We start from the raw sequence: 21,702 nt of genomic DNA on the forward strand, positions 1-21,702 counted from the left end.
GAAAAGCGATCAGTATCCGCACCAGTGGCGACGGCGTTCCCTCCACGCATTCGGGCCGGGCCTCCACTCAACGGCTAACCCCTCGGCCATGAGGGTTTGCCCCACGTCCCGCCCGTCGATCAGCAGGTGAACAAGGCGGCGGTCGTACTTGTCGGCTTGGCCGGAATCGACAACCTCGATGCGCTGAGCGTTGGCAACCAGTTCGCGGAGGCGTGCGGTTGCCTCGCGGCCCTTCGTCAGCTCGGCGTCGCACCTGGGCTTGTAGGTTTCCGGGGTGTCAATCGACAGCAGGCGCAAGCGTTGACCGTTGTATCGTAACCGTCCGGTGATTCCACCTTGAGCCAAATCGCCTGCCGACCAAAAGGCTCGAAGCTTACCACCCGGTCGATTCCGGTCAGATCCAGAAACGCCTCGTCGATGGAGTAGACATCCACTCTCGATGCCAGAGCTTCCAGGGTCGTCATCACCCGCCGGCTTATATCGCCATTTGTGTGGAATAGAGAATCAATTGGAACGGGGGCTTTGCTCGCCCCCCCTTGAACTTCTCATACCCAACCTGTTTGGCTATAGCTACTGAGGAGATCGCGGTGGCCCACCAAATCTTCCGGTCATCCTGTTCAATTACACCGCTAGCCGTACCCAGGAGGTGCCGCAGCGCCTCCTGGAGGCAGAAAGGCGTCGAGCGTATAGGTTGCTGGGCATGCGCGGCGCAAGTTCATCAGAAAACTCAATCCAAGGGCAAGATCGGCCGAGCGGAGATGGCACTGACTCTTATCAACAAGCTCTACGGCATCGAGCGCGACATGGAAGAGGCGGGCGATGCCCAGCGATACCAGACGCGCCAGTCGCAAAGCCAGGCTTTCCTGGAGCAACTGAAAGCTAGGCTGGACAAAACCCCTCCCCAGGTCACGTCGTCAAAGTGCCTTGGGCAAGCAATCAATTGCCTTGCGAGCAACTGGTTAAAGCTGATCCGCTACATCGAAAGGGGGACACCTGCCCATCGACAACAACCCTGCCGAGCGGGCGAGCCACCTTCTCATGTACATATGACCAAAGCGTCGCCCGTCTCCTCCCGTTATGTCATGCCTACCCACGACGGAGTATTGACGGTCTCTGTGCGCCAGAGCATAGTTTTCCCGAAGGGCGCTTAGGTACATATCTTCATGTGCTGTCCAGGCGCAGTTGCGTTTAGAGTACGTGTCCAATCAGTTTTAAATGGGTGTGAACATGAGAGCAGAAACTGAATCGCGGATTTTTTCGGTGGATGAATATGTTCGTCCGTCTAACGGCGAACCGATTCGTTCGGTTGTTCTGGAAACCAATGACTCTGTCGTCGTTGTTTGGCACGCCCACCCTGGGCAGGAAATAGCTTCCCATGTACATCCTCACGGCCAAGATACTTGGACGGTTATCTCAGGTGAAGCCGAATATCATCAAGGTAACGGCATAGTCACTCATCTTAAAGCTGGAGATATTGCGATCGCAAAACCTGGGCAGGTACATGGTGCAATGAACTCTGGCCCCGAACCTTTTATATTTGTTTCAGTGGTTGCGCCGGGCAATGCCGGTTTTGCGTTGGCTGAGAAATAGGCGAAAGGCCTGAGAGGAAACTGATGAATACACGATTATTTACGTTCGCTGGTGGAGAAACGGGTGTTTGGCGCGTTGTTCGGATGGATGCCGTGGCGGGAGCCCCTCTCCCTGGAATCCCCCGGCTCGACGTAGCCGCTGGCTCTGTTTCGCCGCAGCCTTTGGGCACCAAATGGCTTCTTCGCGGGATAACGAGTAACGAGCGTTATGTCGTGCGTGAAGAGAAGGATCGTCTCGTGGCGAAGCAGCCAAGTTTGGGTCGAGCAGAGGCCACCTGTGCCGCCCTGATCCCTATCCGGAAAAACCCCTCATGGTGGGGACTGGCTCAAGACGAACGCCGGAAGATTTTTGAGGAGCAGTCCCGTCACATTCACATTGGGCTCCAATATCTCCCTGCTGTGGCCCGTCGTCTCCACCATTGTCGGGACCTGGGCGAGAGCGAACCCTTCGACTTCTTGACGTGGTTCGAATATTCCCCGTCTGATGAGCCGGGCTTTAACAGGCTTTTGGCCGAACTCCGGGCCTCGGTGGAGTGGAAGTATGTCGACAGAGAAATCGACATCCGGCTAGTGCATGAGCCGGCCTAGTATCAGGTTTAACTGCGATCTCCGTGCGGCATACACCTGCGACACCCGCAGCCCAGCAAAGCCCGGAAAATCTAGTGTGTCTAATAACTTAGGAGTAACACGACACGTATGCCTAGCGAGCCACCAGTCGCTTGGGAAATTTTCTACTTATGGCCTCCTCTTTCTCTCATCGATCTCCCAGGGCATATCCTGCCGTCTAGAGTTGGCACCTTGTCCAGCTTTCGAAGAAGGCTCTCCATACACGTCCGGCCTACACCTTGTTAGGTATGGCCGGTTTCCAGTTGTGGGGCAATAGCTCGTCGATGGCGTTGTTCTTCTGTGTCGGCAGGCGAGTCAGCACATCCTTCAGGTAGGCATAGGGATCATGCCGATTCAGCTTCGCTGACTGTATTAGGGTCATGACCGCAGCCGCACGTTGACCACTGCGCAGTGAACCCGCAAACAGCCAATTGCTGCGCCCCAGCGCCCAGGGTCGGATCTGGTTTTCCACCCAGTTGTTGTCGATGGGCACAGCGCCATCGTCCAGGTAGCGCGTCAGCGCTTCCCAACGTTTGAGGCTGTAATCCAGGGCTTTGGCCGTGCCGGAGCCATCCGGCACTTTCTGGCGATGGGCCAGCATCCACTGATGCAGCGCATCGGCAAGGGGTTTGGCTTTGGTTTGCCGGATTTCCCGCCGCATATCCGGTGGCAGATCTTTGGTTTCCCGCTCGATCTCGTAGAGTCCACCGATGTATTCCAAGGCCTTGGCCGCCAATTCGCTCTTGTTGGCCTCGTGCAGGTCATAGAACTTGCGCCGGGCGTGGGCCATACAGCCGATTTCGGTAATGCCGTTGCCGAACCCGGCCTTGTAGCCAGCGTAATCATCACAGACCAGCTTGCCCCGCCAGTCACCCAGGAAGGTTCGGGCGTGTTCGCCTGCACGGCTGGGTGCGAAGTCGTAAATAGCTGCCTTCAGGTCGGCAAACGGTGTGGTGCAGTAGGCCCAGACGTAGGCCTTGTGGGTTTTCTTCTTGCCCGGGGCCAGCATGCTGACCGGGGTTTCATCGGCATGCAGAACACTGTGTTCCAGCAGAGTATTTCTCAACGCATCCACCAGCGGCTGCAACTGCACACCACAGGCACCCACCCATTCGGCCAGGGTGGAGCGCGGGATTTCCAGGCCGGCACGGCCGAACATGCGTTCCTGACGGTACAGCGGCAGATGGTCGGCATACTTGGCCACCAGCACCTGGGCCAGCAGGCCAGCGGTGGGGATGCCTTTGTCGATCACCTGCGGTGGCACCGGTGCCTGGATCAACGTCTCGCAGCTGTCGCAGGCCCATTTGCCCCGGATGTGACGTTCAACGGTGGGCACTGTTGCAAAGTTAGCGATGAGGCAGCCTTTTGTCTTATTCAAAGGCCTTACATTTCAAAAACTCTGCTTACCAGGCGCATTTCGCCCAGGGGATCACCATAATAAAATGCTGAGGCCTGGCCTTTGCGTAGTGCACGCATCACCTCAATACCTTTGATGGTGGCGTAAGCCGTCTTCATGGATTTAAATCCCAGCGTGGCGCCGATTATCCGTTTCAGTTTGCCATGATCGCATTCAATCACGTTGTTCCGGTACTTAATCTGTCGGTGTTCAACGTCAGACGGGCACCGGCCTTCGCGTTTGAGCAGAGCAAGCGCGGGACCATAGGCGGGCGCTTTATCCGTGTTGATGAATCGCGGGATCTGCCACTTCTTCACGTTGTTGAGGATTTTACCCAGAAACCGGTATGCAGCTTTGCTGTTACGACGGGAGGAGAGATAAAAATCGACAGTGCGGCCCCGGCTGTCGACGGCCCGGTACAGATACGCCCAGCGGCCATTGACCTTCACGTAGGTTTCATCCATGTGCCACGGGCAAAGATCGGAAGGGTTACGCCAGTACCAGCGCAGCCGTTTTTCCATTTCAGGCGCATAACGCTGAACCCAGCGGTAAATCGTGGAGTGATCGACATTCACTCCGCGTTCAGCCAGCATCTCCTGCAGCTCACGGTAACTGATGCCGTATTTGCAGTACCAGCGTACGGCCCACAGAATGATGTCACGCTGAAAATGCCGGCCTTTGAATGGGTTCATGTGCAGCTCCATCAGCAAAAGGGGATGATAAGTTTATCACCACCGACTATTTGCAACAGTGCCGTCGACTGAGTACCCTTCTTGAGGACAGTAGTTTGCCTCTTTATCTCAGCCAGTTACTGCTGAAATTACAACAGCATTATCACTATCTTGTTGAGCAGATTAAAGATCTGGAATCTCAGTTGAAACGAAAGTTGGACGAAGATGAGGTTGGACAGCGCTTGCTGAGTATTCCCTGCGTTGGAACGCTGACTGCCAGTACTATTTCAACTGAGATTGGCGACGGGAAGCAGTACGCCAGCAGCCGTGACTTTGCGGCGGCAACAGGGCTGGTACCCCGACAGTACAGCACGGGAGGTCGGACGACATTGTTAGGGATTAGCAAGCGGGGCAACAAAAAGATCCGAACTTTGTTGGTTCAGTGTGCCAGGGTATTCATACAAAAACTGGAACACCAGTCTGGCAAGTTGGCCGACTGGGTCAGGGAGTTGTTGTGTCGGAAAAGCAACTTTGTCGTCACCTGTGCTCTGGCAAACAAGCTGGCCAGAATAGCCTGGGCACTGACGGCGCGACAGCAAACTTACGAAGCATAAAGGCAGAAATACACCAGTTTAAACAATCATTCATCTGGTTTTGCGAATACTGATATTGATGATACTAACGGCCCACCGGCCTGTTGAGGAACCTGTAAAACGGAAAGGCTCATTGAAGCCGTATATTTTCTGGAGGTTCATCAGGCGCGGAACTCATCGAGGCGCGGGAATAAAATCCCATTCAGACGCCGGATAGATTCAAGCAAGCCAACTTGTCGTCAAAATCGGTGTTGCAAAAACGGGAGTGACCATAGATTCGTTTTCTGAGACGACCCCTAGCGGTGCGTACAATGAAGCCTTTATGTTAAATAGGGGCTTTTGTTGTCCGGAAAAGGCTGAGCAAAAATACGATAAACAGTGTCATACCGGTAACCAGCATGACATAGCCGGCTGTTGGGTTATAAGTCAGACAGAAGGCTGTGCAGGCACTGGGGGCGTGTATGCGAAAAAGCCCGGCAAAACACAGACTGGCCGAGAGTCCGTAAAATAACGATCCTGCGATAACGGTCAGCATAATTCTAAACATTGTCCCTTTGTCCCTTTGACCCTAATCATCCTCATCTTTTTTCTAATATGCCCCTTAAAATCAGGATGTTGATTGTTTTGTATGCAAGAAATGGACTAAAGAAATTTGTTTGTGATCCCATTCTCGTTTCTGCATATGAACAAAAAAGCCCCGCACATGGGCGGGGCTGAATGCTGCGAGTCTGCGACGGTGACTTATCCCGGAAGCGTCCAGTCAGGTCGTTCAAAATGGCAGGTATAGCCGTTGGGATTATGCTGCAGGTAATCCTGATGCTCTGGCTCTGCAGACCAGAACTCACCGGCCTGCTCTACTTCTGTCACCACGACTCCGGGCCAGACTCCTGAATCATCTATTTCACGGATAAGCTGGTTTGCCTGCTGCTTTTGCTCCTCTGTGGTGAAAAAGATGGCTGAGCGGTAGCTTGAGCCGACGTCATTACCCTGACGAAGTATTGTTGTAGGGTTGTGAATACTAAAGAAATATTCCAGTAGTTTTCGGTAGCTCAGTTTATCCGGGGAATACACCACCTTCACCGCCTCCGCATGTCCTGGGTGGTGCTGGTATGTCGGGTTATCATTACGTCCGCCGGTATAGCCCACTTCGGTGCTGACCACGCCATTGAGTTTGCGGATCAGCTCCTGGACACCCCAGAAACAACCACCGGCAAGGATTGCCACATCAGTTTTCATGCTTATCTCCTTTCTCAAACAGGGGAAGAAATTCACCGTATCCTTCTGTTTCCAGAGCGCCTTTCGGGATAAAACGCAGTGAAGCCGAGTTAATGCAGTAACGTAATCCACCGGTATCCTGTGGCCCGTCAGGGAAGACGTGTCCCAGATGGCTGTCACCGTGATGGGAACGCACTTCAGTACGCACCATGCCGTGACTGAGGTCGCTCAGGTTGCGGACGTTGTTTTCCACTGGTTTGCTGAATGCCGGCCAGCCACAGCCCGAATCAAATTTGTCCTTCGACGAGAACAGTGGCTCACCGGAGACGATATCCACGTACAGTCCGTCCTCAAAGTGGTCGTCATATTCTCCGGTAAACGGGCGCTCAGTGGCGCTTTTCTGGGTGACGCTGAACTGCAGTTCCGTCAGTGCCTGAATGGTCTGTGGGTCTTTTTTATACGGTTTGTTCATATCGCTCTCCTGACAAATCTCACTCACCGGGACGGGTCCTGCTCATGAATAAGATCCAGATAGTGTTTTTCAAAGTCCGGGTTGGCGGGGAGCGACTTATTTTCCAGGTAGCGCTCTAAAAAGTAGCGGGGAGTGATCCCCGCCCGAAAGGCGGCTTCCATGCCTCTCACCATGAACCCGGGAGTGGTGTCATATTTGCTGGCCAGAAATATCAGGCTGCTGCGTAATTCAGGGTCACCCCATGGCTGACAATGCGTCAGACGAGCGGGGTTTGTGCACGGCGCTGAGTTGCTTCGCCCTCCGGTTAATCAGTGTCCGTCGCAGGTCATGACGCAACAGCACCAGTCCAGCCCCAATCAGAAGAACATCCTTGATAATGAAGCTGTCAATGCGACCCAGCTGCGGCAGAAGGCTCAGGGTGACGATGCCGGTGCCTGCCACCATCAGGGCGCCTGCTGCACCCACTGCCGGCCGGAAAAATCCGGCAATCAGGGCCAGAAGGGTGATATTTTCCACCACGCCGAGTGCGTAGCTGAGCCCCTGAACGCCGAGAGCCGGATACAGCGCACCGAGCCAGGTGCCTGGCAGCAGGTGGTGAAGGGCATTGGCCTCGAAGGCAAACCATTTGTAGGTGCCAAACAGGGCGAAGATGAAAATCACTGACAGCCGCAGAACCATAATGTCCAGGCCTGACGTTTTACGAAGTAACCGGCGCAGTTGTGTCTCGACGTTATTTTTCATGGTGTGTGTCCTTTTATTTTCGTTTTGTGTTTATGCAAACAGCGTGGCGCGGGCATGAACGAAACGGGCCTGCTCAAGCTCAGAAATCAGATAAGCGGCAGCGCCATGTTCAAGGGCTTCGCGGATAACCTCCCGCTCCAGCTCATCCACGGAAGACACCCAGCCAACAGAGAGTGTACGGACCGGTACCAGAGCTGCTTTTTCTTCCTCAGTAAGATCGGATTTGATGATGACCGGTCCATGGGCTTTACGGGTGAAGACAGCGATAACGTCGTTGATAAGTGCTTTCATGATGATGCCCCCTGCATGTCTGTTTTATTGTGTTGTCGTGTTGTTAATATTTATTCTACCTACCAGTAGATAGATTGGCAAGGGGTAACTGGAAATTAAACGCAAGGAAAGTCTTAATGTCTTCTGAGGCCCCCGGAATACAGGCGTTGTCAGCGGTGATTTTTTTGAGTGCTGGCTGCCCCGGTTAAACCGGGGCAGCCACAGGCGTGGCTTTACGGGCGGGAGAGTAGCTGAATAAGCGCGCTCATGGTGCGGGAACAGGCATCATGAGGAGGGATCCGATTGAGCATCAGGGCCCCTTTAATGGCGCTGCCGATGATAATGGCCACGTCAGCCGGCTCAGCAGTAAAAGCCAGTTCACCGCTTTCACGACCCGAAACCAGCACACTGGTCAGGATGCGCAGGTCGGTTTGTGCCAGTCGTGAGGTGGCTTTCTGAAGAGGTTCTTCAAACAGGGCGCTGTCGGACAGCATGGCGTGAATGCCACACATCTGGCCGCTGTCGGCGCATTTGAGAAATGCGTCCATATAACCCTGCAGACGGGCTTTACCCGGTGGCAGCTGTAACAGGGCAGCTTCCAGTTTCAGCAGGCTGGCCTCCTTGTATTCACAATAGGCAAGCCCGAGGTCGGTTTTGGTCTGAAAATGGTAATGGATACTGGCCTTCCGTATTCCCAGACCGTCAGCGAGATCAGCATAGCTGAAGCCCTGGTAGCCGTTCTGCTGGATAAGGGTATCAGTCAGTTCAATCAGACTGTCATGGGTGGACATAATGTTCTCCTGGCACCTGCGGGTGCCTGTTATTCAGACACAACTGCGCCCGGAAACCAGAAGGGTTCCGGGCGCAGTTGCGAGGGTAACGGGTATTCAACGATACAGGACAGCGGTACCGGAAAGTTTATTCATACCGGTGGCACTGGTGATGCGGTAGTGTGTGGCCCCGGCATCAGCGGCTTTCATATCCAGTGAGGCCACCAGGTCATCCAGGGTGGTGAAGCCACCGGAAGAGACCACCCCAATTTTTTGCAGCGATGCTGCTTCGCTGCGGGAAACCATTTGCGGGCTGGCGGCATAGCTCAGTGCGCTGGCGGACAGGGCGATGATGGCAAGGGTGGTTTTGATGATGTTTTTCATGATGACGCTCCTGATGTTCTGTTGTGTGTTTTTGTTTGTGTGTCGTGTTGTTAAAATCAAATATACCAACCAGTAGATAGGTTGGCAAGTGTTAATTGGGGTCCGCTTGGAAAACGAATCTATGGTCACTCCCGTTTTTGCAACACCGATTTTGACGACAAGTTGGCTTGCTTGAATCTATCCGGCGTCTGAATGGGATTTTATTCCCGCGCCTTGATGAGTTCCGCGCCTGATGAACCTCCAGAAAATATACGGCTTCAATGAGCCTTCCCGTTTTACAGGTTCCTCAACAGGCCGGTGGGCCGTTAGTATCATCAATATCAGTATTCGCAAAACCAGATCAGTAATTCTTTAAACCGGTGTATTTCTGCCGTTATGCTACATAAGTTTGCTGTCGTGCCGTTAGGGCCCAGGCTATTCTGGCCAGCTTGTTTGCCAGAGCACAAGTGACGACAAAGTTGCTTTTCCGGCACAGTAAATCCCTGACCCAATCGGCCAATTTGCCAGACTGGTGTTCCAGTTTTTGTATGAATACCCTGGCACATTGAACCAACAAAGTTCGGATCTTTTTATTACCTCGCTTACTAATTCCCAGCAATGTCGTCCTACCTCCCGTGCTGTACTGCCGAGGTACAAGCCCTGTTGCCGCCGCAAAGTCACGGCTGCTGGCGTACTGCTTCCCGTCGCCAATCTCAGTTGAAATAGTACTCGCTGTCAGTGTTCCGACGCAGGGAATGCTCAGCAAGCGCTGTCCAACCTCATCTTCGTCCAACTTTCGTTTCAACTGGGATTCCAAATCTTTAATCTGCTCAACAAGATAGTGATAATGCTGTTGTAATTTCAGCAATAACTGGCTGAGGTAAAGAGGCAAACTATTATCCTCAAGAATGGTACTCAGTCGGCTAATAACGGCAGCTCCTCGGGGAACGCTAATGCCAAATTCCAGCAGAAAAGCATGCATTTGATTGGTTGTTTTTACCTTATCCTGAACCAGGGATTCACGGACACGATGCAGAGCCCGCATTGCCTGCTGAGATTCCGTTCTGGGCTGCACAAAACGCATAGACGGACGCGATGCAGCTTCACAAATAGCTTCGGCGTCGACAAAGTCGTTTTTATTGCTTTTAACGAACGGGCGGACAAATTGTGGTGATATCAGCTTTGGGGAATGCCCCAACCCTTCCAACTTGCGTGCCATAAAGTGAGAACCGCCACAGGCTTCCATTGCGATGGTTGTAGCGGGGCATGTCGCCAAAAATTCGATCAACTTTGGCCGGGTAAATTTTTTACGGTAAACAGCCTTCCCGCGACGATCCTGGCAATGAATATGGAAAGAGTTTTTACGGCACTGTTGCAAAGTTAGCGATGAGGCAGCCTTTTGTCTTATTCAAAGGCCTTACATTTCAAAAACTCTGCTTACCAGGCGCATTTCGCCCAGGGGATCACCATAATAAAATGCTGAGGCCTGGCCTTTGCGTAGTGCACGCATCACCTCAATACCTTTGATGGTGGCGTAAGCCGTCTTCATGGATTTAAATCCCAGCGTGGCGCCGATTATCCGTTTCAGTTTGCCATGATCGCATTCAATCACGTTGTTCCGGTACTTAATCTGTCGGTGTTCAACGTCAGACGGGCACCGGCCTTCGCGTTTGAGCAGAGCAAGCGCGCGACCATAGGCGGGCGCTTTATCCGTGTTGATGAATCGCGGGATCTGCCACTTCTTCACGTTGTTGAGGATTTTACCCAGAAACCGGTATGCAGCTTTGCTGTTACGACGGGAGGAGAGATAAAAATCGACAGTGCGGCCCCGGCTGTCGACGGCCCGGTACAGATACGCCCAGCGGCCATTGACCTTCACGTAGGTTTCATCCATGTGCCACGGGCAAAGATCGGAAGGGTTACGCCAGTACCAGCGCAGCCGTTTTTCCATTTCAGGCGCATAACGCTGAACCCAGCGGTAAATCGTGGAGTGATCGACATTCACTCCGCGTTCAGCCAGCATCTCCTGCAGCTCACGGTAACTGATGCCGTATTTGCAGTACCAGCGTACGGCCCACAGAATGATGTCACGCTGAAAATGCCGGCCTTTGAATGGGTTCATGTGCAGCTCCATCAGCAAAAGGGGATGATAAGTTTATCACCACCGACTATTTGCAACAGTGCCCGACAAAACAACCTTGCAGTTGCGCTTCGTGAAGTTGGTCGTATTGAACGGACCCTTTTCATTATTGAGTGGATCCTGGATACGGACATGCAGCGGCGTGCTCAGATCGGTCTTAACAAGGGAGAGGCCCACCATGCGCTCAAAAATGCGCTCCGTATCGGGAGGCAGGGGGAAATTCGCGATCGCACGACAGAGGGGCAGCACTACCGAATCGCTGGGCTCAATTTATTGACTGCGGTGATCATTTACTGGAATACCGTCCATCTTGGTCATGCCGTCACGGAGCGGCGGAACGAAGGGTTGGATGTTCCCCCTGAATTTCTTCCCCACATATCCCCATTGGGCTGGGCGCACATTCTACTGACTGGCGAATATCTTTGGCCCAAGGAACCGAAAGCTTAGGGTGTCATTTCGCCCTCAGCCGGAACCGACCCCTCTATGGGCTCATGGGCAATCGGGCAGGCGTTACTCAACATCGCACCGCCCGCCGACGTGACATTGTTCCTCATCGTGTCGCTGCTGATATCAGCGGCGGTGGTTCCGATCACCTTGCTGCCCAGTCATCCGCCGGCCCAGGTGGAACAGGAATGGGTCGCGTTCAGGGACCTCGTCCTCGTATCACCTCTCGCTGCGGCTGGCGCTTTCCTGGCCGGCCTGGCTATCGGTGGTTTCTGGGGCATGGGCGCGAACTTCGCCCAGAGCATCGGCCTCGATGTGGGCGGTATCTCCGCCTTCATGGCTGCGGTTCTTGGTGGAACGCTCGCCTTCCATTGGCCACTCGGTTGGCTTTCGGATCGAGTGCCCCGGAATCTTGTCATCGCCGGTGCGGCGCTGGCGTCCGCAGCGTCTGCCATCGGCGTAGCGTTGGCGGTGGAAGCGCCTCTGCCGCTGCTCCTTGCGGCAGGTGCGCTGTTCGGCGGCTTTGGCATCCCGATTTATTCGTTGTGTCTCGCCGTCGCAAACGACGATCTTCCGGCCGGTCGGCTACTCGGCACCGCGCGCGGGCTTCTGTTGCTCAACGGGATCGGGACAGCCGCTGGCCCCCTAATAGGAGCAGCTGCAATGAATATCGTCGGCCCTGGCGGCCTGTTCCTTTATGCGGCGGCGTTGCTCACGCTCCTGGCAGTGCTGGCCATCGCCCGCAGGCAGCCGAGGCGCGCCAACCAGGCCAAGGCGGCCCCCCGTTCTCCGAGCACGCCGATGATAACCGGATCTCTCGATACGATGATATGCATGGAGAAGCGGGCGCAGGGCGTGCGGGATTAGCGCGGCACGGCGCCTGCACGAACCGCGGGGTCAGGCGATGATAGCTGTTACGCGAATTTCGATACGCATGGTTGGAAGCCCCAGCGCTTCGATTCCCAACTGCGTCCAGATTGGAGCGCGGTCGGGCATGTAGTGGCGATACAGCTTGGCCATTGTTTCGTTGATCACGGGAGGGAATCCACCGACGTGATAGGAATTGACGTGGACCACATGCGGCCAGCGTGCTCCGGCGGTCGCGAGCGTCCGTTCCACGTTCTTGAACGCCTGCTCGATCTCTTCCTCAATCGACTCCGGAATGACGAGATCGTCGTTCCATCCGCCCTGTCCGGAGATCTCCACGCGGTCACCAATGCGCATTGCCTGAGAATAATGAAGCGCGTCATGCAGGCGCGTCCCGTATCCGGGGGTGATGAAGAATGAAGGTGTTGTCATGAGTTTGCCTTTGATGAGCCAGGTCAACGCGGCTGCAAGTGACCGTATGCATGCAGAAAGAGATGCAGGGCGTTCGGCACTAGCGCGCCGGCTGCGGTGGAGGGCTTTATTCCACGTCTTCTACGGTGAGGTCCCGGCCGTTGAACTGCACGGTCTCCCCGGCTCGGGCACCCTCGATCGCTTCGAAGATCGGCGCCATCGTGGAAATGCCCATGAGCTCACGCCCCTGACAGGTAAACTTGCTCGTTGACACCGCGATCACAAAGTGGCGGCCGGACAGCTTGACGACAGCGCCTTCGTTGACGGCCAACTTGGGGCCGAAATCGATCGTCCTGAGCTTTTCGAGTTTATTGGCGTAGTCATGGAGCGTGTCATCGAGCGCTTCAGCGAAGTCGCTCGCGACCTCGGCCTGAGCTAGTTCGTCGTTTTCGATCGGTTCGCTCCGATCGAGCCGAGCGGTAGAGACATAGTCCAGGTAGTTTTCGCGAGCGCTGTGCAACGCTGCTGTCTCCAGCAAGAGCATAGTTTCTCGTATGTGGTCCTTGTTCCAGTCCATAATCACCTCCTAATTTTCGATGTTCTTAAAGTTCAGCCTGCAGATGTGTGGGCCAGGAAGGCCAGCCTTTCCGGCTAAGCGACACCGCTATTCGTCGCTGATGACGTCTTCGCCCTGGTATGGAACCCTGATCAGCCGAGGATCTCGAATGATGCTCGTGACGAGCCAGACATATTCCTGCTCGGCGGTATCGAAGCCGAGGATGCTGAAGGATTGGCCGAAAGGGCATGGCGGGAAGTCTGGAAAGCCCTCGCGCAGAACGTAACGCTCGGGATCGCTGTGAAACTCGCTCTTGTAGACTTTCCGTAGTCCGTGCTTGCTCGGCGCGTCCTGGTCACCTGCCGGTGCTGTTTCCCGATGCGCCACAAGGCGCTCGGACAAGTCGCGGGGGCAGATTTCGTGGAACACGTCGAAGGCGTCGATCAACAGGCCTTTATGCTCTGTCGCCGGATCGGTGATCGCGTAGATGTTGGAGGCATCTTCGCCGTCGTCCCCGCTCTCGAGGCGCAACGCCGCATCGACGCGAATGCTGCATGCATCGAGGGTTGACCCTAGTTCGAGATCGACGAGATTGCCGTCCTTGACGCGGTATTCGCGGTCATAGCCTTTGGCGATGAATGACTGGACTGCTTCTAGAACGTCGGTCACCTGGGAGGTCATGGAAGCACCTTCATCTTGAACTGGATTGGACACGCTCGCGCACAAAGCGCGCTGTGACTCGGCGGACGGAGAAGCTCGCGAAGTGCGTTACTCATAGCCACTTGGCCTTCTTGAAGCGCATGAACAGGAGAAGGCAGAACACCGCTATCACTCCGAGCACGACGAAGTAGCCATATGGCGTGTCCAGTTCCGGCATGTGCTTGAAGTTCATGCCATATATTCCGGCGATCGCCGTCGGGACCGTCAAGATCGCCGCCCAGGCCGCGAGCTGGCGAGTGACCACACCGATCCTTTGCGCTTCCAGAAGGCTGCTGGCCTCGAAGACCGTGGACAGGACAAGCAGGAGGCCGTCGACCATGGACTGCACGCGGTGGACATGGTCCGCGACGTCGTGGAAATATGGTGTCATTTCGGCGCTGATGCAGGGAAAGTGGCCGCGAACGAGCTTTCGCACCAGCTCGGCCATAGCCCCGAGCGTGCGCTGGAACCGCGTGAGTTCGGACCTTAGTTCGAAGATTCGCGCCACCTCTTCTGGCCCGAGGAAATCGTGCAGCGACCGTCGCTCCATCGCCAGGACGTCGTCCTCGATCATTTCGAAGATGGGCAGATACTGGTCGACCACTCGGTGCAAGATCGCGTGCAGCACATAGTCGACACCCTTGCCGAACTGCGTCGGCGATGCCTCGAGTTGCTCCCGAAGTTTGCCCAGCGCTCCGGCATTGCCGTGCCGCACGGTGATAAGGTGATTGTGACCGGTGAAGATCGCCATCTTGCCGTAGCTGATCCGGTCGCCGACCAGCTCGGCGGTCTGGGCGACGACGTACAACTCATCGTTGTAGACCTCGAGCTTGGGCGGGCACAGCGGGTGCATGGCGTTGTCGATCGCCAAAGGATGGAGGTTATACGTCGTCTGGATCGCGCTGAGTTCGTCTGCGGTGGGCTCGCTAAGCGCGATCCAGCAGAAGCCCGAGCGATTCTCGTTTAGTTCGACGTGCTCATCGAGCCTGATTTCACGGACTCGCTTACCTTCGTTGTAATAATATGCGGCGATAATGGTCATGCAGGCCTCGCAGGAATTCGCAGGCCACGCTGTACAGCCGGTCGCGCCAGCCCGCGTTCGAGCCATGCCTGCACGTTCGAATAGCTGCTTAGGCCGAGGATGTCGCCCGCTGCGTAGAATTCGACCAGCGCATTCACCCAGCCAAACGTCGCAATGTCCGCGATCGAGTAATCATCGACAATCCATTCGCGGCCCTCCAGCCGGTGATCCAGGACCCCGAGAAGACGCCTGGATTCATCAACAAAGCGCTGCCGAGGTCGCTTGTCCTCATAGTCCTTGCCGGCAAATCGCAGGAAAAAGCCTAGCTGTCCGAAGGTCGGCCCAACGCCCGACACCTGAAAGAACACCCAGGCCAGAGTCTCGTACCGCTGGGCGGGTGTTGTTGAGATGAGCTGCCCCGTCTTGTCGGCCAGATAGATGAGGATCGCACCGGTTTCCCATATGCCAATGGGCTGGCCGTCAGGGCCAGCCGGATCGATGATCGCGGGTATGCGGCCGTTGGGATTCAACGACACGAACGCTGGATCCTTCGACTCGTTGTTCGAGATGTCGACGAAGTGGGGCTCATACGGCAGGCCAGTCTCCTCCAGCATCATCGAGACCTTGACGCCGTTGGGCGTGGGGGCCGCGTATAGTTGCAAGCGATCCGGATAAGATGCTGGCCAGCGCTGCGTGATGGGAAAGGAGGAGAGGTCTGTCATATCTGGATCCTGGCACTGCGACGGCGGCTGAATGGAATGATCTGCTTCAAGGCCGGGTTCGACGACCGCGTCGATTGACGCGGTCGTCGGAGGTTGCGAACCGGATCGGCGCGGCACTAACGGCAGCGAAGCCTATTCCGCTGCAGCCCCGGCCGCAGGGCTCACATCGCCGGCCTCATGCCGCTTTGGAAGAACCCAGTCGGGACGGACGAAGTGGCAGGTGTAGCCGCCCGGCCGCTTCTCCAGATAATCCTGGTGATCGGGCTCGGCCTCCCAGAACTCGCCGACCGGCTGGACCTCGGTCACCACTTTGCCATCCCACAGCCCCGAGGCATCCACATCGGCGATCGTATCCTCGGCGACGCGCTTCTGCTCCTCGTCGACATAATAGATGCCCGACCGGTAGGAGAGCCCACGATCATTGCCCTGGCGGTTCAGCGTCGTCGGATCGTGGATCTGGAAGAAGAATTCCAGGATGTGCCGGTAGCTCGTCACTGTCGGGTCGAAGACAATCTCGATCCCCTCGGCATGCGTGCCGTGATTACGATACGTGGCGTTCGGAATATCGCCGCCCGTGTAACCCACACGGGTCGAGATGATGCCGGGCCGCTTGCGGATCAGATCCTGCATGCCCCAGAAACATCCTCCTGCGAGAACAGCGCGCTGATGCATGTTAAGCCTCCTCTACTTGATCGAGATATTCACCGTATCCCTCGGACTCCATCTCGTCGCGCGGGATGAAGCGAAGGGACGCAGAGTTGATGCAGTAGCGCAGACCGCCGCGGTCGGAAGGACCGTCCGGGAAAACGTGGCCCAGATGGCTGTCGGCGTGTACCGACCTGACCTCCGTCCGGACCATGCCGTGTGCACTGTCCCGCACCTCGTTCACGTTTGCCGGAACGATCGGCTTGGTGAAGCTGGGCCAGCCAGTACCCGAATCGAACTTGTCCGTTGAAGCGAACAGCGGCTCTCCCGACACTATGTCGACGTAGATGCCAGGCTCCTTGTTGTCGTTGTGCTCACCCGTGAAGGGCCTTTCGGTCCCCGAATCCTGGGTAATCCGGCGTTGCTCGGGGGTCAGGCGGTCAACTGCTGCCTGTGACTTCTCAAACTTCATGATAGTCTCCAATAATTAATCTAGAGAGCTCGACACACTGTCATTTATCTTTGCAGTCATTGCGCCGACTATAGCATGCGCCCCAGATTTATCCAATACGCTGCGCGTATAGTTTCCATAGCGCCGAAGCTCTTCACGTCGTGATTCAGTTCCACTCATACCGGGCTGCCAGCTGCGCGATGTTCCGTATCTCGACCGTTGCCGTGGAGCCGGATACTGTCGCGATCACGACTTCGCGCTCCAAGACAAATCCGTCGATCGGCCGAGTGACGAGGCCTTGCACGGTCGGCGATCGTTCCGGAAGAATGCATATGGCGTGGCCGTCAGCGACGACCCGTTGCACCCAGTCCTCGCGATCTGATCGAAAGCGAGGTCGCATGAGCAAGTCCCGTCGCGCGAAGTGATCGAGGATCCGATCGCGAAACTCGCATTTCAGGCGATCGACGAAAGGAAACTCGAGCAGGTCTTCGCCGCGCACGATCTCGTTGGCAGCCAAGGGATGGTTTGCAGAACAGCCGAGCACGAAGCGCTCCCGAAATAGAGGATGCACATCCAGCTTGCGTTCCGGTCTTGTTTCACGCGGCATGATGCACGCGTGGTATTTTCCTGAAAGCACCTCCGATGTGTCCTCGTTCGACTGGAGCGAGTGCAGCTTGATTTCGATGGATGGCATCTCCGCCAATGCGCTCTCGAAGAATGCCGTAAATTCCTTTGGTCCGACGGTGGGCGCGACGGCGACATCCAGCACGCGGTGCCCCCCCATCGCCCAGTGCTCCGAGTGATTGCGAACGCTCTTCATCGCGACCACCATGCGCCGGAATTCTGCCTCGACGTCATGGCCAAGGCCAGTCAGGCGGCTGTTCTTCCCGTCGCGATAGATCAGCGGCCCGCCAAGCTCATCTTCCAAGCGGCGGATCGCGCGGGTCAGACTTGGCTGTGACACACCGCTCAAGCGAGCGGCCGCTGTGAAATTCAGCGTCTCGGCCAAGTTGATGAAATAGCTGACTTGATTGAGTTCCATAGTCCTTTGGCCCACGCGCCTGACTGATACCTCTTCCGTGAGACCGCCTTTGGAACGCAGGTCGCAGAAGTATGCTTGGCGCATATAAGGGGTTTGAAGGCCAATGGAACGAAAACGTACGTTAAGAATGTAATTTATTGATATTCATAAAAATAAAAAAAGGATCGCTGATTGATCCTTTTGTTTTGCTATTTGAATTTCGATAAACATTAACCACGAGAATGCAGTAGCTCGGCTATCTCATGAGCAATTTCATCGATTGTATGAGTTGCAGTACTACGAGCAACTTTGTCTGCTAATGATGGACTAAAATCGACAACTTCTTGTTTTGTAATATTATGCCATATGGGAAGCAATATTTGCTCACCAGAAATAGCACGAGTGACGATTCCATCAAGTTCATAATTTGTCCAACCTTTGCTTATAAACGCCGGAGACAAAACTACTAACCCAACACGACTGTTTGCTAAACCTTTGTCTATTTTTTGTCTCAGGCTGTCACCAATTCTTAACGTCATTTCGTCATACCATACATTAAGGCCGTGACTGATTAATGAGTTTGCCAGAGAGCGAACAAAATCATCTTTATCCTCTGAGGCATGCGAAATAAATACGTCATGTATCTCGTTGCTCTGTGCTGTTGACGGTGGTCTGTTATCTCTTACCAGACTAGGAACTTCGCTTAACGGCCTATCCTGAATTTCAGGAAGAACCCCTGGAAGAACGCGAACAGAAGCCCTGGTACTCCCCCTTAATCCCTGCATATCTACAGCAATATGCCAATGGCCTGATGAAGGGATCTGTAACCTTATGGGGGAGCGCTTTGCTAACCCACCAATGTAGGAATGTCGTCGGCCATTCTTATAACTACTGAAGTTAGAACTATCCATTAGTCTAACATTTGCACCACTGGTAAGGGTGATTTCAACAATCTCCCCTCTTTTTCTTTGACCAAGATCATTATGGATGAATTGCATGTAAGTCTGCTCTCTTCATTTGAATTGGAAGAATGTAGCCACTTCCTGATTATACTGTATCCAGTGGTTGAGAGTATCTCTTAGTGTGAAAAAATAAATTATAAGACTTTTACTCGGTATGGATGAAGATGTAAAATCCGTAAACCAGAGAATAAATGAGGAAAAAGCGTGACCAAGCACAAAGTTTTCATCAGTTACCACCATGCTAATGACCAATGGTACAAAAACGAACTTGAAAAAATGAATGATGTTTTTGATATTTTTGTGAATCGCTCGGTATCACTTGGTGACATTGATGAAGAAGAAGAACCTCAAAAGATCAGAGAAATAATAAGGGATGAATATTTACGTGATACATCCGCTCTTATTTTACTCGTTGGGACTGAGACTAAAAATAGAAAGCATGTTGATTGGGAATTATATTCATCCATGAGGGATAGTCCCAGAAACGGCAAATCAGGTATTTTTATTATAAATCTTCCTTCAACAGGGACAAACAACATTAGAGCCAGTCATGGTGAAAATGAAAAAAATGAATTTCATCCTAATATAACCGAGTGGATAACAATCAACGACAGAACAACATATAAAGAAATATATCCATATATGCCTGAAAGAGTTATCGATAACTTGATGAGTGAAAAGTCATATATATCAATAGTCAACTGGGATCAGATACACAATAACCCAGAAAACCTTAGAAAAATGATTGAGTTAACATATCAAGATAAAGATAAGTGCGAATACGTTTTTTCTACCCCAATGAGAATGCGTAATGGCTAGCAGAAACAGTAAAGGGGAGTATAATACTCCCCTTTACTTGTTACCAATCCCATTTGGTGGTGTTCACGTTAAATGTTTGTTGAACCCGTGATGTGAAAAAATCATTTACTACTTTAAAATCGTTACATATTTTACTGTAGTTATAGTATTGCTTTTGTATTTTATTTATAGGCGTCAGGTGAACTTTTAATGGTGTATTAGTTATAACATCAATAACTTCATCCTTATCTGATATATATTTATACCATCTTTTATAATTATTTTGATTTTTAGTTAAAAATTTATTTAACACCATTAACATATCATTGCTAATATTATATAACTCATTGTCTTTTTTTGGATTCAATAGTTTCATTTCATCTCTAATAAATTGATATGTCTGATAATATGATGAGATAACTTCATCGAATGCGTCCACATTTTTCTTCAACTTAAAGATAGCTCTTTTTGAATCCAGATGATTTTTTATACTTTTGCGATATAACGTACCACTTTCATTGAACAGAACATTAACGCCGCCTAAACTTAATTTCTCTACTTTAAATGAGTATTTTTTTAAAAGATATAACGCTACAATTAGCCATATAAAAATAGATATTAGTAGTATATATATAATACCAGTTACTAAAGGTTTGTTTTTATTAAATACGGTGTAAATTGAAGGTACATATAATGAAAGATCCACTGTACACATTACAGCAATTACCGCAATGAAAGCTATCGTCCAAATTATAACAAATGTTCTCACAATTCCACCTTGTCAGTTGTAAGATAATCAATCATTGATTGGTGAACGTTCTGAATTGATAATTTTATATACGGTTGAACGCGCAATACCCATATGCTTAGCTATTTCAGTTGCTCCAGTTCCTTTATCATGCATAAATTTTATTTTATTCCTGTCTATTTAATGAGATGGTCACTCCCTCCTTCCCGGTACTATGCTGAGGACAGGCTTTCATTCGGAGAACTATCATGGAAAACATTGCGCTCATTGGTATCGATCTGGGTAAAAACTCTTTCCATATTCATTGCCAGGATCGTCGCGGCAAGGCTGTTTACCGTAAAAAATTTACACGGCCAAAGTTAATCGAATTTTTGGCGACATGCCCCGCTACAACCATCGCAATGGAAGCCTGTGGTGGCTCTCACTTTATGGCACGCAAGTTGGAAGAGTTGGGGCATTTTCCTAAGCTGATATCACCACAATTTGTCCGTCCATTCGTTAAAAGTAACAAAAACGACTTTGTCGACGCCGAAGCTATTTGTGAAGCTGCATCGCGTCCGTCTATGCGTTTTGTACAGCCCAGAACTGAATCTCAGCAGGCAATGCGTGCGCTGCATCGTGTCCGTGAATCCCTGGTTCAGGATAAGGTAAAAACAACCAATCAGATGCATGCTTTTCTGCTGGAATTTGGCATCAGCGTTCCACGAGGAGCTGCCGTTATTAGCCGACTGAGTACCCTTCTTGAGGACAATAGTTTGCCTCTATACCTCAGCCAGTTATTGCTGAAATTACAACAGCATTATCACTATCTTGTTGAGCAGATTAAAGATTTGGAATCCCAGTTGAAACGAAAGTTGGACGAAGATGAGATTGGACAGCGCTTGCTGAGCATTCCTTGCGTCGGAACACTGACAGCGAGTACTATTTCAACTGAGATTGGCGACGGGAAGCAGTACGCCAGCAGTCGTGACTTTGCGGCGGCAACAGGGCTAGTGCCTCGACAGTACAGCACGGGAGGTCGGACGACATTGCTGGGAATTAGTAAGCGAGGTAACAAAAAGATCCGAACTTTGTTGGTTCAATGTGCCAGGGTATTCATACAAAAACTGGAACACCAGTCTGGCAAATTGGCCGATTGGGTCAGGGATCTACTGTGTAGGAAAAGCAACTTTGTCGTCACTTGTGCTCTGGCAAACAAGCTGGCCAGAATAGCCTGGGCCCTAACGGCACGACAGCAAACTTATGTAGCATAACGGCAGAAATACACCGGTTTAAAGAATCACTGATCTGGTTTTGCGAATACTGATATTGATGATACTAACGGCCCACCGGCCTGTTGAGGAACCTGTAAAACGGAAAGGCTCATTGAAGCCGTATATTTTCTGGAGGTTCATCAGGCGCGGAACTCATCGAGGCGCGGGAATAAAATCCCATTCAGACGCCGGATAGATTCAAGCAAGCCAATTTATCGTCAAAATCGGTGTTGCAAAAACGGGAGTGACCATAGATTCCGTTTTCCAAGCGGACCCCA

Annotated in this window: 26 protein-coding genes and 6 pseudogenes; 8 read left to right on the plus strand and 24 right to left on the minus strand. The window is 52.7% G+C overall.

Annotation, left to right across the window (positions count from 1 at the left end; all coding sequences use genetic code 11):
- Window positions 1-9 precede the first annotated feature (9 nt).
- The gene (locus O6D90_RS24795) at window positions 10-297 is read right to left on the minus strand and encodes a thermonuclease family protein (protein WP_009486461.1); all 288 of its coding nucleotides are present in this window, start codon (window positions 295-297) and stop codon (window positions 10-12) included.
- A 53-nt stretch (window positions 298-350) separates the two neighbouring features.
- A pseudogene (locus tag O6D90_RS24800) lies at window positions 351-482 on the minus strand (DNA polymerase V subunit UmuC); the annotation flags it as partial.
- A gap of 107 nt (window positions 483-589) precedes the next feature.
- Here O6D90_RS24800 and O6D90_RS24805 point away from each other — a divergent pair.
- The 3 genes and pseudogenes from O6D90_RS24805 to O6D90_RS24815 all read left to right on the plus strand — a co-directional run.
- Window positions 590-1,026: pseudogene (locus tag O6D90_RS24805) on the plus strand (IS66 family transposase); the annotation flags it as partial.
- A 189-nt stretch (window positions 1,027-1,215) separates the two neighbouring features.
- Complete coding sequence (locus tag O6D90_RS24810; RefSeq protein ID WP_001348195.1) at window positions 1,216-1,590, plus strand: cupin domain-containing protein; 375 nt, start codon at window positions 1,216-1,218, stop codon at window positions 1,588-1,590.
- A gap of 23 nt (window positions 1,591-1,613) precedes the next feature.
- Window positions 1,614-2,177 (plus strand): chlorite dismutase family protein, encoded by a 564-nt coding sequence (locus O6D90_RS24815; RefSeq protein WP_001097412.1) that lies wholly within the window; start codon window positions 1,614-1,616, stop codon window positions 2,175-2,177.
- A 250-nt stretch (window positions 2,178-2,427) separates the two neighbouring features.
- Here O6D90_RS24815 and tnpC read toward each other — a convergent pair.
- Window positions 2,428-3,525 (minus strand): annotated as a pseudogene (gene tnpC, locus O6D90_RS24820) (IS66 family transposase); the annotation flags it as partial.
- 53 nt (window positions 3,526-3,578) lie between these two features.
- Window positions 3,579-4,283, minus strand: a complete 705-nt coding sequence (locus O6D90_RS24825) for an IS6-like element IS26 family transposase (protein WP_016162063.1) — start codon at window positions 4,281-4,283, stop codon at window positions 3,579-3,581.
- 65 nt (window positions 4,284-4,348) lie between these two features.
- Here O6D90_RS24825 and O6D90_RS24830 point away from each other — a divergent pair.
- Window positions 4,349-4,876, plus strand: a pseudogene (locus O6D90_RS24830) (IS110-like element IS5075 family transposase); the annotation flags it as partial.
- 720 nt (window positions 4,877-5,596) lie between these two features.
- Here O6D90_RS24830 and msrA (O6D90_RS24835) read toward each other — a convergent pair.
- From msrA (O6D90_RS24835) to O6D90_RS24875, 9 genes are all read right to left on the minus strand, one after another.
- A complete protein-coding gene (gene msrA / locus O6D90_RS24835; RefSeq protein WP_001567377.1) occupies window positions 5,597-6,091 on the minus strand; it encodes a peptide-methionine (S)-S-oxide reductase MsrA in 495 nt (164 codons plus the stop codon).
- Window positions 6,081-6,542, minus strand: a complete 462-nt coding sequence (gene msrB, locus O6D90_RS24840; protein ID WP_001567378.1) for a peptide-methionine (R)-S-oxide reductase MsrB — start codon at window positions 6,540-6,542, stop codon at window positions 6,081-6,083. Before msrB (O6D90_RS24840) ends, msrA (O6D90_RS24835) begins: the two co-directional genes overlap by 11 nt.
- 23 nt (window positions 6,543-6,565) lie before the next feature.
- Window positions 6,566-6,703 carry a hypothetical protein gene (locus O6D90_RS24845; RefSeq protein ID WP_021243014.1) on the minus strand — a complete coding sequence of 46 codons (138 nt, stop codon included), beginning with the start codon at window positions 6,701-6,703 and terminating at the stop codon, window positions 6,566-6,568.
- Between the two features lie 73 nt (window positions 6,704-6,776).
- Window positions 6,777-7,283, minus strand: a complete 507-nt coding sequence (locus tag O6D90_RS24850) for a DUF417 family protein (RefSeq protein WP_001567380.1) — start codon at window positions 7,281-7,283, stop codon at window positions 6,777-6,779.
- Window positions 7,284-7,313: 30 nt separating this feature from the next.
- The gene (locus O6D90_RS24855) at window positions 7,314-7,574 is read right to left on the minus strand and encodes a DUF1471 domain-containing protein (protein WP_001567381.1); all 261 of its coding nucleotides are present in this window, start codon (window positions 7,572-7,574) and stop codon (window positions 7,314-7,316) included.
- 212 nt (window positions 7,575-7,786) lie between these two features.
- Window positions 7,787-8,344 (minus strand): TetR/AcrR family transcriptional regulator, encoded by a 558-nt coding sequence (locus O6D90_RS24860; protein WP_001567382.1) that lies wholly within the window; start codon window positions 8,342-8,344, stop codon window positions 7,787-7,789.
- A 96-nt stretch (window positions 8,345-8,440) separates the two neighbouring features.
- Window positions 8,441-8,707 carry a YdgH/BhsA/McbA-like domain containing protein gene (locus O6D90_RS24865; RefSeq protein ID WP_001567383.1) on the minus strand — a complete coding sequence of 89 codons (267 nt, stop codon included), beginning with the start codon at window positions 8,705-8,707 and terminating at the stop codon, window positions 8,441-8,443.
- 373 nt (window positions 8,708-9,080) lie between these two features.
- Window positions 9,081-10,064: an IS110-like element IS4321 family transposase gene (locus O6D90_RS24870; RefSeq protein WP_270956608.1), complete on the minus strand. Its 984-nt coding sequence runs from the start codon at window positions 10,062-10,064 to the stop codon at window positions 9,081-9,083.
- A gap of 39 nt (window positions 10,065-10,103) precedes the next feature.
- On the minus strand, window positions 10,104-10,808 hold the full coding sequence (locus O6D90_RS24875; protein ID WP_001067855.1) for an IS6-like element IS26 family transposase: 705 nt from the start codon (window positions 10,806-10,808) through the stop codon (window positions 10,104-10,106).
- Window positions 10,809-10,871: 63 nt separating this feature from the next.
- Here O6D90_RS24875 and O6D90_RS24880 point away from each other — a divergent pair.
- Both O6D90_RS24880 and O6D90_RS24885 read left to right on the plus strand, forming a co-directional pair.
- Window positions 10,872-11,273: pseudogene (locus O6D90_RS24880) on the plus strand (Tn3 family transposase); the annotation flags it as partial.
- A gap of 36 nt (window positions 11,274-11,309) precedes the next feature.
- Window positions 11,310-12,137 carry an MFS transporter gene (locus O6D90_RS24885; RefSeq protein WP_004099046.1) on the plus strand — a complete coding sequence of 276 codons (828 nt, stop codon included), beginning with the start codon at window positions 11,310-11,312 and terminating at the stop codon, window positions 12,135-12,137.
- Between the two features lie 30 nt (window positions 12,138-12,167).
- On the opposite strand, the gene O6D90_RS24890 is transcribed toward O6D90_RS24885, so the two are convergent.
- The 9 genes from O6D90_RS24890 to O6D90_RS24930 form a co-directional block, all read right to left on the minus strand.
- The gene (locus tag O6D90_RS24890; RefSeq protein ID WP_004099044.1) at window positions 12,168-12,569 is read right to left on the minus strand and encodes a RidA family protein; all 402 of its coding nucleotides are present in this window, start codon (window positions 12,567-12,569) and stop codon (window positions 12,168-12,170) included.
- 106 nt (window positions 12,570-12,675) lie between these two features.
- Window positions 12,676-13,125, minus strand: coding sequence for a hypothetical protein (locus O6D90_RS24895; RefSeq protein WP_004099042.1), 450 nt, complete (start codon window positions 13,123-13,125; stop codon window positions 12,676-12,678).
- A gap of 87 nt (window positions 13,126-13,212) precedes the next feature.
- Window positions 13,213-13,785, minus strand: coding sequence for a hypothetical protein (locus O6D90_RS24900; protein WP_004099040.1), 573 nt, complete (start codon window positions 13,783-13,785; stop codon window positions 13,213-13,215).
- 91 nt (window positions 13,786-13,876) lie between these two features.
- Window positions 13,877-14,845 carry a magnesium and cobalt transport protein CorA gene (locus tag O6D90_RS24905; protein WP_002118270.1) on the minus strand — a complete coding sequence of 323 codons (969 nt, stop codon included), beginning with the start codon at window positions 14,843-14,845 and terminating at the stop codon, window positions 13,877-13,879.
- Entirely contained in the window at window positions 14,842-15,546 is a 705-nt protein-coding gene (locus tag O6D90_RS24910) for a glutathione S-transferase N-terminal domain-containing protein (RefSeq protein WP_004099038.1), read from the minus strand. The genes O6D90_RS24905 and O6D90_RS24910 overlap by 4 nt, the downstream gene beginning before the upstream one ends.
- A 132-nt stretch (window positions 15,547-15,678) precedes the next feature.
- On the minus strand, window positions 15,679-16,218 hold the full coding sequence (gene msrA / locus O6D90_RS24915) for a peptide-methionine (S)-S-oxide reductase MsrA (protein WP_004099036.1): 540 nt from the start codon (window positions 16,216-16,218) through the stop codon (window positions 15,679-15,681).
- A gap of 1 nt (window position 16,219) precedes the next feature.
- The gene (msrB, locus tag O6D90_RS24920; protein ID WP_004099035.1) at window positions 16,220-16,663 is read right to left on the minus strand and encodes a peptide-methionine (R)-S-oxide reductase MsrB; all 444 of its coding nucleotides are present in this window, start codon (window positions 16,661-16,663) and stop codon (window positions 16,220-16,222) included.
- Window positions 16,664-16,808: 145 nt separating this feature from the next.
- A complete protein-coding gene (locus O6D90_RS24925) occupies window positions 16,809-17,684 on the minus strand; it encodes a LysR family transcriptional regulator (protein ID WP_011191349.1) in 876 nt (291 codons plus the stop codon).
- Window positions 17,685-17,893: 209 nt separating this feature from the next.
- Entirely contained in the window at window positions 17,894-18,661 is a 768-nt protein-coding gene (locus O6D90_RS24930) for a DUF1883 domain-containing protein (protein WP_001159650.1), read from the minus strand.
- A 168-nt stretch (window positions 18,662-18,829) separates the two neighbouring features.
- On the opposite strand from O6D90_RS24930, the gene O6D90_RS24935 reads away from it, so the two are divergent.
- A complete protein-coding gene (locus O6D90_RS24935) occupies window positions 18,830-19,444 on the plus strand; it encodes a TIR domain-containing protein (protein ID WP_000160641.1) in 615 nt (204 codons plus the stop codon).
- A gap of 40 nt (window positions 19,445-19,484) precedes the next feature.
- Here O6D90_RS24935 and O6D90_RS24940 read toward each other — a convergent pair whose 3' ends face one another.
- Both O6D90_RS24940 and O6D90_RS24945 read right to left on the minus strand, forming a co-directional pair.
- Window positions 19,485-20,192 (minus strand): hypothetical protein, encoded by a 708-nt coding sequence (locus O6D90_RS24940; RefSeq protein ID WP_001258875.1) that lies wholly within the window; start codon window positions 20,190-20,192, stop codon window positions 19,485-19,487.
- Between the two features lie 27 nt (window positions 20,193-20,219).
- Window positions 20,220-20,351, minus strand: a pseudogene (locus O6D90_RS24945) (helix-turn-helix domain-containing protein); the annotation flags it as partial.
- Window positions 20,352-20,419: 68 nt separating this feature from the next.
- Between O6D90_RS24945 and O6D90_RS24950 the strand changes: the two are divergent.
- Window positions 20,420-21,424 (plus strand): IS110-like element IS4321 family transposase, encoded by a 1,005-nt coding sequence (locus O6D90_RS24950; protein WP_000427620.1) that lies wholly within the window; start codon window positions 20,420-20,422, stop codon window positions 21,422-21,424.
- Window positions 21,425-21,702: the final 278 nt, after the last annotated feature.

Origin of the sequence: Citrobacter sp. 21OH12SH02A-Citro, from assembly GCF_027919895.1 — a bacterium.
In the GTDB taxonomy this organism is placed as follows: domain Bacteria; phylum Pseudomonadota; class Gammaproteobacteria; order Enterobacterales; family Enterobacteriaceae; genus Citrobacter; species Citrobacter braakii.

What these genes read in the sequence shown, in the direction of transcription:
- O6D90_RS24855 (WP_001567381.1), bottom strand. Translation starts at nt 7,574, where the DNA reads ATGAAAGCACTTATCAACGACGTTATCGCTGTCTTCACCCGTAAAGCC.
- O6D90_RS24930 (WP_001159650.1), bottom strand. Translation starts at nt 18,661, where the DNA reads ATGCAATTCATCCATAATGATCTTGGTCAAAGAAAAAGAGGGGAGATT.
- O6D90_RS24890 (WP_004099044.1), bottom strand. Translation starts at nt 12,569, where the DNA reads ATGACAACACCTTCATTCTTCATCACCCCCGGATACGGGACGCGCCTG.
- O6D90_RS24910 (WP_004099038.1), bottom strand. Translation starts at nt 15,546, where the DNA reads ATGACAGACCTCTCCTCCTTTCCCATCACGCAGCGCTGGCCAGCATCT.
- O6D90_RS24810 (WP_001348195.1), top strand. Translation starts at nt 1,216, where the DNA reads ATGGGTGTGAACATGAGAGCAGAAACTGAATCGCGGATTTTTTCGGTG.
- O6D90_RS24850 (WP_001567380.1), bottom strand. Translation starts at nt 7,283, where the DNA reads ATGAAAAATAACGTCGAGACACAACTGCGCCGGTTACTTCGTAAAACG.
- O6D90_RS24885 (WP_004099046.1), top strand. Translation starts at nt 11,310, where the DNA reads ATGGGCTCATGGGCAATCGGGCAGGCGTTACTCAACATCGCACCGCCC.
- O6D90_RS24895 (WP_004099042.1), bottom strand. Translation starts at nt 13,125, where the DNA reads ATGGACTGGAACAAGGACCACATACGAGAAACTATGCTCTTGCTGGAG.
- msrA (WP_001567377.1), bottom strand. Translation starts at nt 6,091, where the DNA reads ATGAAAACTGATGTGGCAATCCTTGCCGGTGGTTGTTTCTGGGGTGTC.
- O6D90_RS24860 (WP_001567382.1), bottom strand. Translation starts at nt 8,344, where the DNA reads ATGTCCACCCATGACAGTCTGATTGAACTGACTGATACCCTTATCCAG.
- O6D90_RS24950 (WP_000427620.1), top strand. Translation starts at nt 20,420, where the DNA reads ATGGAAAACATTGCGCTCATTGGTATCGATCTGGGTAAAAACTCTTTC.
- O6D90_RS24900 (WP_004099040.1), bottom strand. Translation starts at nt 13,785, where the DNA reads ATGACCTCCCAGGTGACCGACGTTCTAGAAGCAGTCCAGTCATTCATC.
- O6D90_RS24925 (WP_011191349.1), bottom strand. Translation starts at nt 17,684, where the DNA reads ATGGAACTCAATCAAGTCAGCTATTTCATCAACTTGGCCGAGACGCTG.
- msrA (WP_004099036.1), bottom strand. Translation starts at nt 16,218, where the DNA reads ATGCATCAGCGCGCTGTTCTCGCAGGAGGATGTTTCTGGGGCATGCAG.
- msrB (WP_004099035.1), bottom strand. Translation starts at nt 16,663, where the DNA reads ATGAAGTTTGAGAAGTCACAGGCAGCAGTTGACCGCCTGACCCCCGAG.
- O6D90_RS24825 (WP_016162063.1), bottom strand. Translation starts at nt 4,283, where the DNA reads ATGAACCCATTCAAAGGCCGGCATTTTCAGCGTGACATCATTCTGTGG.
- O6D90_RS24845 (WP_021243014.1), bottom strand. Translation starts at nt 6,703, where the DNA reads ATGGAAGCCGCCTTTCGGGCGGGGATCACTCCCCGCTACTTTTTAGAG.
- msrB (WP_001567378.1), bottom strand. Translation starts at nt 6,542, where the DNA reads ATGAACAAACCGTATAAAAAAGACCCACAGACCATTCAGGCACTGACG.
- O6D90_RS24905 (WP_002118270.1), bottom strand. Translation starts at nt 14,845, where the DNA reads ATGACCATTATCGCCGCATATTATTACAACGAAGGTAAGCGAGTCCGT.
- O6D90_RS24865 (WP_001567383.1), bottom strand. Translation starts at nt 8,707, where the DNA reads ATGAAAAACATCATCAAAACCACCCTTGCCATCATCGCCCTGTCCGCC.
- O6D90_RS24815 (WP_001097412.1), top strand. Translation starts at nt 1,614, where the DNA reads ATGAATACACGATTATTTACGTTCGCTGGTGGAGAAACGGGTGTTTGG.
- O6D90_RS24875 (WP_001067855.1), bottom strand. Translation starts at nt 10,808, where the DNA reads ATGAACCCATTCAAAGGCCGGCATTTTCAGCGTGACATCATTCTGTGG.